The sequence below is a fragment of the Protofrankia sp. CiP1_Cm_nod1 genome, from assembly GCF_920888515.1.
GTDB lineage: Bacteria > Actinomycetota > Actinomycetes > Frankiales > Frankiaceae > Protofrankia.
Map to the genome: position 1 here is coordinate 10,141 of NZ_CAKKTM010000454.1, position 8,739 is coordinate 18,879.

Annotated in this window: 6 protein-coding genes; all 6 read left to right on the forward strand. The window is 71.4% G+C overall.

Features of this window, described 5'->3' with window-relative positions:
* The coding region (locus NBX02_RS21145; RefSeq protein ID WP_250292692.1) for a 3-oxoacyl-[acyl-carrier-protein] synthase III C-terminal domain-containing protein at positions 1-782 on the forward strand (782 nt) is incomplete at its 5' end.
* A 306-nt stretch (positions 783-1,088) separates the two neighbouring features.
* Positions 1,089-2,912 carry a bifunctional 3-(3-hydroxy-phenyl)propionate/3-hydroxycinnamic acid hydroxylase MhpA gene (mhpA, locus tag NBX02_RS21150; RefSeq protein ID WP_250292694.1) on the forward strand — a complete coding sequence of 608 codons (1,824 nt, stop codon included), beginning with the start codon at positions 1,089-1,091 and terminating at the stop codon, positions 2,910-2,912.
* 467 nt (positions 2,913-3,379) lie between these two features.
* Entirely contained in the window at positions 3,380-4,795 is a 1,416-nt protein-coding gene (locus NBX02_RS21155; RefSeq protein ID WP_250292697.1) for a cytochrome P450, read from the forward strand.
* Positions 4,796-5,159: 364 nt separating this feature from the next.
* On the forward strand, positions 5,160-5,450 hold the full coding sequence (locus tag NBX02_RS21160; protein WP_250284988.1) for a hypothetical protein: 291 nt from the start codon (positions 5,160-5,162) through the stop codon (positions 5,448-5,450).
* 404 nt (positions 5,451-5,854) lie between these two features.
* Positions 5,855-6,568 carry an NAD(P)-binding domain-containing protein gene (locus tag NBX02_RS21165; RefSeq protein ID WP_250284990.1) on the forward strand — a complete coding sequence of 238 codons (714 nt, stop codon included), beginning with the start codon at positions 5,855-5,857 and terminating at the stop codon, positions 6,566-6,568.
* Between the two features lie 529 nt (positions 6,569-7,097).
* Positions 7,098-8,739 (forward strand): PAS domain-containing protein (locus NBX02_RS21170; RefSeq protein ID WP_250292700.1); only part of this gene is annotated, 1,642 nt, incomplete at its 3' end.

An 8,739-nucleotide genomic window follows, 5' to 3' on the forward strand; every position in this document is an offset into this window, starting at 1 on the left:
TCTCCTGCACCGGTTACGTGACCCCGGGCCTGGACATCCGGCTCTCCCACGAACTGGGCATGCCGGCGAACCTGCGCCGCGTCATCATCGGCCACATGGGCTGCCACGCCGCGGTCCCAGGCCTCGGCACCGTCGCCGAATACGTCGCCGTCCACGGCAGGCCCGCGCTCCTGCTCTGCGTCGAGCTCGCCAGCCTGCACGCCCAGCCAAAATCACCCACCCTGCACGCGGGCAGCCCCACCATCGAGGACTTCGAGCAGATCGTCGCGCACTCGCTGTTCGCTGACGGGGCGTCGGCCGTCGTGGTCGCGCCCGAGCAGCGCCCAGCCAGCGCCGTTGCCAGCCAGCTCGAAATCGTCGACGTGATGGCGAGCACGGACAGCAGCGTCAGTGACTACATGGGCTGGCTCGTCACCGACCACGGCTTCCGGATGCGGCTGTCGCCCCAGGTCCCGGAGGTGCTCGAACGCCATGTCGCCGGTCTCGTCACCACGCTGCTGAGCACACACGGCTACACCCTCGACGACGTCGACGGCTGGGCCATCCACCCCGGCGGCGCGCGCATCCTGCGAGTCGTCGCGAACCAGCTCCAGCTCAGCGAGGAAGCGACCGCCCCTTCCTACGATATCCTCCGCGAATACGGCAACTGCTCGAGCGCGACCGTCCTGATCATCCTCCAGCGGCTGCTGCAGACCCGCGAGATCCCACCGGGCAAAGTAGTGGTCGCCCTCGGGTTCGGCCCCGGCCTGACGCTGTTCGCCGCCCTGCTGAAAGCCCACTGACACCTGCTGAAAACCCACTGGCAGAACGCCGACAACCGCACAGGCCACCAGCGGCTGCCGGTGGCCTGTGCGGGCCAGGCCGCCGGCAGCCGCCACTCCGCCGCTCCGCCGCTGCCCGGGCCCGCCGACATCCGATGATCTACGCGGGGTGCTGGGACGTCCGCCGCACTCCGCGCGACACGAGGCGCGGCGCCGGGCACAGCCACGGCGATGCCGCCCGCCCGGTCCCGGTCTCCCGGTCTCCCGCGCCGTACCGGCCGTGGCCGGTGCACGTCCCCGCCCCGCAGCACCTGAAGGATGCCCGGCATGCCGTCGCCCACCCCCCGAGAAACTCCCGTCGTCATCATCGGCGCCGGGCCCAGCGGTACGACAGCGGCCAATCTCCTCGGCCGGCAGGGCATCGCCTGCCTCGTCGTCGAGCGCCACCACGGCGTCTACCCGCTGCCCCGGGCCGTGCATCTCGACGACGAAACGTTGCGGATCATGCAGTCCGCCGGTCTCGCCGACGACGTACGGGCCATCACCAGACCGGCGCTGGGCCTACAGCTGCTGAACGCCGACCACCGGCCGTTCGCCCGCTTCCAGCGGGACCCCGTCGACAGCGGGCAGGGCCATCCCGGGGCCAACATGTTCGACCAGACCATGCTGGAGGAGGTGCTGCGCCGGGGACTCACCCGTTTCCCGCACGTCGAGCTGCGATGCGGCGCCGAAGCCGTCGCCGTCGAGACCGGGCACACCCACGGCCCGGCCCCGCTGCGCGTCACGATCCGGGACAACGTCTCCGGTCGCCTCGAGCAGGTCTGGACCCACGCCGTCCTCGGCTGCGACGGCGCGAACGGCAGCACCCGCGCAACCGTCGGCACCACCATGGAGGATCTGCGTTTCACCCAGTCCTGGCTGGTCGTCGACGTGCGCAGCGAGCGGCCGCTGGCGAACTGGGACGGCATCCACCAGGTCTGTGACCGGTACCGCGCCGCCACGTACATGCGGATCGGCTCACGGCGCTACCGCTGGGAGTTCCAGATCCGGGCCGGTGAATCCGCCCACGAACTGTCCCGGACCGAGGTCATCCACCAGCTCGTCGCGCCCTGGCTCGGCGACGTCGACCCACGACAGCTCACCGTCGTACGCCAGACCGCCTACACCTTCCACGCGCTCGTCGCCCGGCGCTGGCGCCGCGGCCGGGTGTTCCTCCTCGGTGACGCCGCGCATCAGACACCACCGTTCCTCGGCCAGGGGCTGTGCGCCGGCGTCCGCGACGCGGCGAACCTCACCTGGAAACTCGGCCTCGTCCTGGCCGGCCGTGCCGACGAGCGGCTTCTGGACAGCTACCAGAGCGAGCGCCGGCCACATGCCCGCCAGCTGGTCCGCATGGCGGTCATGCTCGGCCGGACGATGACCAGCGGCACAACCGTCGTGGGCCCGGCGCGCCAGGCCCTGTTCGTCCAGGCCGCCGGGCTGCCCGTCTTCCAACGGCTGATGGAGCGCTCGGCGAGCCCGCCGCTGCGCCCCGGCCCGCTCGTCCGACCGGCGTCGCGGCCGTTGCCGGGCCGCCAGCAGCCCGCCGGACGGCTGTGCCCGCAGCCGCTGGTCCGCACCACCGCCGCCACCGGCGCACCTGTCGAGATCCCATTGGACGACCTGCTGGGAGACGGCTTCGCCGTCCTCGCCCGCTGCACCGGCTGGATCTTCGCCTTCAGCTGGGCCACCAGCATCGGCGAGGACACCCGGGCCTTCTTCTCCCGGCTGCGCACCCGTTACGTCGGCATCGTCCCGCCGAGTTCCCCTCTTCCGGCGACCTCGGACGATGTCAGGCTCATCCATGACACGAGCGGGGCGCTCGGCCGTTGGCTGACCCGCCACCATGCCAACGCCGTGCTGCTGCGACCGGACCACACCGTGTTCACCACCACCCGCTCCCTCGACCTGATCCGATGGCGCCACGAGCTCGTGTCCGCGGGGATACGGGACATCCCCCCGTCCGCGCGTCCGGTCCGGTCGGCTCGAAGCGGTGGCCACCGCAGCCCGTTGTCAGTGGCGCCGGCCGTGCGAGGCCGTCACACCCGTACGCCGGTTGGGCCGAATTCGACAGATCTTCGACCGTGGCCGGCCGGGGCTCAGGAACACTGATGCGGTCTCCGCCGCCGCGGAGATCTTCACGCCCTCCACGGTGATGTGCCGTGGGCGACATGTCAGATATCCGACGTATCAGATATCCGACGTATCAGGCATCTGACGTATCAGGCGCTGCCGGCATGCTTCCTCCTGTCCGATGCCCATCACGCCCGGCGGTTACCAGGCTCCCGATCGATCGGTTCGATCGATCGGTCCGGGCGTGCGGGCACCACCCCGGACCTGCCGGCCGGCTGCTCCGGTGCGCGTGGGGACAGCGCCGTCGGCGCGTTCCCGGCCGGACGCCCGCCCGGGCGGCCGAGTACCCGCCGAACCGCCAGAGCGGACGGGTCCCGGCGGACGGACGTGGCCGTTGTCTCCCGCCGCACCGCCTAGATCGCGATTATCGTGAAGATCAGTCTGCCGGTCGTCCTGCTTGGTCGAGCACCCCCTGCCCCCGCCCGTGTTCCCGAGGAGGGTCCGCGATGACCGTTACCCCGTCTGCCGCCGTCACGCCAGGGCCCGTGCCCGTACGCGTGCGCACTGTTCCGGGATCGGCCGGCGGCCTGCGCGCGGCGAGGAAGCTGCTGCGTGCCGATCCGCTCGCCGGCCTCGTCCGCCTGCGCCAGACCCACGGCCCGGTCGTGCGGCTGTCGTCCCGTCCGCTCTCGGCGTTCCTGGTGGCGGATCCGGACGCGATCGCCGACGTGCTGGTCGGGTCGCACCGCTCCTACCGGCGGGGATTCGTCCGCCGTGGCCCCGGCTCCCGTGGCACCGCGGTGCAGCCCCTCACCATGGTGCTCGGGCAGGGCCTGCTGACCAGCTCCGGTGAGCTGCACCGCAGGCAGCGGCGGCTCATGCAGCCGCTGTTCCACCATCAGCGGATCTTCGAGTACGGCGAGACGTTCGCCGCGATCGCCGACGCGCGGGCCGCGCGCTGGCGGGACGGGCAGCGTCTCGACGTCCACGACGAGATGATCGAAATGACGCTGGCGATGGTCACGAAGACCTTGTTCGACGCCGATACCGACAGCGACATCGTGGCCGTGATCCGGGCCGCCATCAGCGAGAACACGGTGGCCGCCCGCAAGGCCCTGCACGCCGGTTTCGAGCTGCTGGAACGGCTGCCGCTGCCCTCGGCCCGGCGTCGCCGCAGCTCTCGCCAGGCCCTCGACCAGGTCGTCTACGGCCTCATCGAACGCCGCCGCCGTGAGGGAGCGCAAGGGCAGGACCTGCTGTCGCTGCTGCTGTCCGCCCGTGACGCCGACACCGGGGACGGCATGGACGACACCCAGGTCCGGGACGAGGCCCTGACCATCATGCTCGCCGGCCACGAGACCACCGCCAACGCGCTGACCTGGACCTTTCACCTCCTCGGCCGGCATCCCGAGGTGGCCGCGGCGCTGCGCGCCGAACTCGACAGCGTGCTGGCCGGCCGGTGTCCGACGGTCGCGGACCTGCCCCGCCTGCCGTTCACCGACGCGGTGCTCAACGAGTCGATGCGGCTCTACCCGCCCGTGTGGGCGATGAGCCGGTACCTGGTGGAGGACCGCGTCGTCGGTGGTTATCCGCTGCCCGCCGGGTCGACGCTGCTGCTGAGCCAGTGGGTCGTCCACCGCGACGAGAAATGGTGGCCGGAACCGGAACGCTTCGACCCGGAGCGCTGGATCGGGGACCGGGCCGACCCCGACCGGCCCCGCTACGCCTACTTCCCCTTCGGCGGCGGCCCGCACCAGTGCATCGGCAACAGCTTCGCCCGGACCGAGGGGGTGCTCGCGCTCGCGACGATCGCTCGCCACTGGACGTTCGAGCCCGTCCCGGGCCTGGAGATCACACCTGAGCCGCTGGTGACCCTGCGCCCCCGGGACGGACTGCCGATGACCGTCCGTCGCCGCGGCTGACGGCACACCGCCCGCGCCCGGCCCCGGCGTTTCGTGCCGGCCGAGCCGGCGAACGTGGCCGTCGACACACCGCGCCCGGCCCCGGCCCCGGCGTTTCCCGGGCGGAAAGCACGGGCGAACGGAATACCGCCGGCCGCCCTTTCACCGCGGCCGGCCACCAGAAACGCGGTTCTCCCGCCCGGCGACCCGGCCGGCTGGCCGACCAATGGCCGGGCCATCCTGACTCCTTCCGTGTACATGGGCGCCGTGCGGAACATTGTGATGAAGCCGGCGCCACAGTGCGCGGCCTTCGGGTTCCGATACCCTGCCGGCCGGCCTACCCTTTGAAGAGGAACATCCGTCACCTGTATCCGCTGGGAGTAAAATGACTGCCAGAACCCTGCGGCGTGCCGTGGTCGCCATTGTCACCGGGCTTTTCGCCGTGTTCCTGGGCACCGCTCCCGCCAGTGCCCTGCCCACCGGTACCGACACCGCCGTAACCGTCGCCGATCCTGCCACCGGCACGGATCCCGCCACCGGCGGAGATTCTCCCGCCGGCGCCGGCTCCAACGCCCTGGGCGCGATTTCCGGCGTAGTGGAAGGCCTCTTCTCCAGCGCCTTCTCCCAGGCCGGGAACGCCGTTTCCGAAGGACTGTCAAACGGAGCCCCGAACTAACTCCCCCAGGACCGGCCGGTAATAATTTCCCACCCGCACCGTCCCGGCCGGGACAGCGGATTCCCCATGTTGTGCCGGCCGGGACAGGGCACGGGACAGGGCAACCGGCCACCAGCGGATCACCGCGTCCGCCGTGTTCGGCCGGACGGCGTCATGCCCTGCCCACCACGGTGCCGCTCCGGCCGTGACGGATTACCGTCCTCGGTGCCTCCTCGCCTCCCCGGCGCTGCCGCCCGCACCGCCCACACCGCCCACGAGGCCGCGTCAGCGGCGGTGCTTTCAGGACTTTCATCCCGACCACATACTTTTGTCCTGATTACGCCGCAACGGATGCCGAACCAGGGACCGCCGGGACACCCCGTTCCCGGGAATATCGACCGGAGAGCCGGTGGTTGGGGCCGGATATGACAACCATCGGACTGATCGGTAGCGGGAACATCGGCAGCACGGTGGCCAGGCTGGCCGTCACGGCCGGATATGACGTGGTCCTGAGCAACTCACGAGGGCCCGAGACGCTGAAGGAGCTGGTCGACGAGCTGGGCCCGCACGCCCGCGCCGCAACCCCCGGCCAGGCCGGGGAAGCCGGGGACCTGGTGGTCGTGACAATTCCGCTGCGGGCCTACCGCAGCGTGCCCGTCGAACCGCTCGTCAACAAGACCGTCATCGACACCGACAACTACTACCCGCAACGGGACGGGCAGATTCCCGAGCTTGACGACGAATCGACCACGACCAGCGAACTCCTCCAGAACCACCTGCCGACGTCCAAGGTCGTAAAAGCGTTCAACAACATCTATTTCAGGCATCTGCTGTCGCTGGCCCGGCCGGCCGGGGCACCCGACCGCAGCGCCCTGCCGATCGCCGGGGACGACGCGGGCGCGAAAGCGGCGGTGACCGCGTTCCTGGACGCGGTCGGCTACGACGCCGTCGATGCCGGCCCGCTCTCCGAGGGATGGCGTTTCCAGCGCGACACAGCCGCCTATGCGGCCTTGTACTTCGACCGGAGCCCGGGCAGCGGGCAGGAGGGGTTCCCGGCGACGGGGGTACCGGCCGGCGCGGCGGCGGTCCGCGCGGCTCTGGCCGCCGCCCGCCGCTATGCCGATACCAGCGGAAACTGACCCGGAACGACCATCTGGACCGGCCGTACGCCGCCGGTGATGACCGGCGGCGTACGGTGGCCGTGCCCCGGCGCTCAGCATCCCCCTTCCGCACGGATCCCCGGCCGGCCTCCCCGCCGGGCTTCCGGTGAGCGCCGCCCGCCCTCGCCGCCGGGCATCCCGATATGTCCTCCGAAAACGGCCGGCTGCCCGGTGGCGATAAGGGCACATTACGTGAGCGTCGAACGCCGTATTGCGGGGCGATGCGCGAAAGCGCCCGAACCATGCCGATGATGCCGGCCAGCACACGGAATCAAGGGTGCCCGCACCCGCGGACCAGGATGGTAAGGAGACCCGGAAACGGAAATGAAAAGGTGGTGAAGAGAAGATAAGTAGGGTATGACGATGCCGGTTCGCCCCCGGCCTCACGAGAAGGCGGGATCCGATGAACGGTGACAGACCGTGTACGGACACACCGGCTGACTGGTCCGATGACCAACCGGCCGACCGGCTGGCGGGGTGTCCGGGCGGCCGCCTGGCGGGGGACGGCGTGACAGCCGCGCTGGACGCGCACGGGATCGTGACAGGCTGGAGCGAGAGCGCACAGCAGCTCCTGGGCTACACCCCGGCGGAGATCATCGGGACAGCCGTGGGGACGTTGCTCGCCGACACGCTGCCGGCGCCGGCCCGGCACGCCGTCACGCACGGGCGGAGCTGGCAAGGACTCATCTCCGTTTGTCACCGTGATGGCCGTATCCTCCCCCTGGGAGTCCGCGCTCATCCTCTCCTGGACGCCGCCGGGGCTGTCACCGTGTGGTATGTGGCCGCGCTCCACGCCGGCCCCGTGCCCCTCGAGGCGCCTTACCCGGCCGCTCATAACGGGCAGGCGTGCGACCCCCGGGAGCCAGGGGAACCGCGGGAAGCGGGAGAGCCGCCGGTGGACGACCGGCTCCTGATCGACTGGGCGTTCACACAGGCCCCGATCGGTCTGTCGATCACTGACACCGAGATGCGGATCCGCCGGCTGAACACCGAAACCGCCCGCATGATCGGTAGCGCCGACACCGACCTACGCGGCCACCGGCTGGTGGACGCCTTACCCCACCCCGCCCACCAGGCAACCTGGGACCACCTCCGCCACGTGATGGCCACCGGCCGGCCGGCCCGCCACGAGAGCTTCAGCCGCGCGCAGGGCGAGACCCGCAAGCGCGCCTGGGCGGTCCGCACCTCTCCGGTCCGCGACCCCACCGGCCGGCTCCACGGCACGTTCACCGCCGCCATCGACATCAGCGAGCAGTACTGGGCCCAGCAACGCCTGACCCTGCTCAACGAGGCCACCACAGCCATCGGCAGCACCCTCGAGCTCACCCGCACCGCTCAGGAGCTCGCCGACATCGCCGTCCCCCGCTTCGCCGACCAGATCAGCGTCGCTCTCCTCGACACCGTCTACCACGGCAGCGAACCTGTTCCTGGCCCGCTCAGCGCCCCGTTCCCCCTGCGCTGTATCGGCTACGCCGCCGCCCTTCCCAGCGGCCCGACCGCACCTCTTGGCTGTACCACCACCTACCCCGCCGGCTCTCCTCTCGCCCATGCCCTCACCAGCGGCCAGCCCGCCATCTACCCGCTCCCCGATCCCGCCCTCACCAGCTGGCTCCCGGCCCCCTGGCTCCCCGGCACCACCACCCCCCACTCCGCCATGATCGTCCCGCTACGGGCCCGGGGCACCACTCTCGGCGCCGCTGTCCTCACCCGCCACCGCCACCCCGCTCCCTTCACCTCCGACGACCTCCTGCTCGCCGACGAGCTCGCCACCCACACCGCTGTCTGCCTCGACAACGCCCGCCGCTACACCCGCGAGCGCGCCACCGCCCTCACCCTCCAGCACAGCCTCCTCCCCCATGACCTCCCCTGCTCCGCCGCCGTGGACGTCGCCTCCCGCTACCTGCCCGCCGGCGCCGAGGCCGGCGTCGGCGGCGACTGGTACGACGTCATCCCGCTCTCCGGCGCCCGCGTCGCCCTCGTCGTCGGCGACGTCGTCGGCCACGGCATCCACGCCGCCGCCACCATGGGCCGGCTGCGCACCGCCGTACGCACCCTCGCCGACGCCGACCCCGCCCCCGACGAGCTGCTCGCCCGGCTCGACGACGTCATCACCCGGCTGACCACCGACCGCGACCCCACCGGCACCGGTG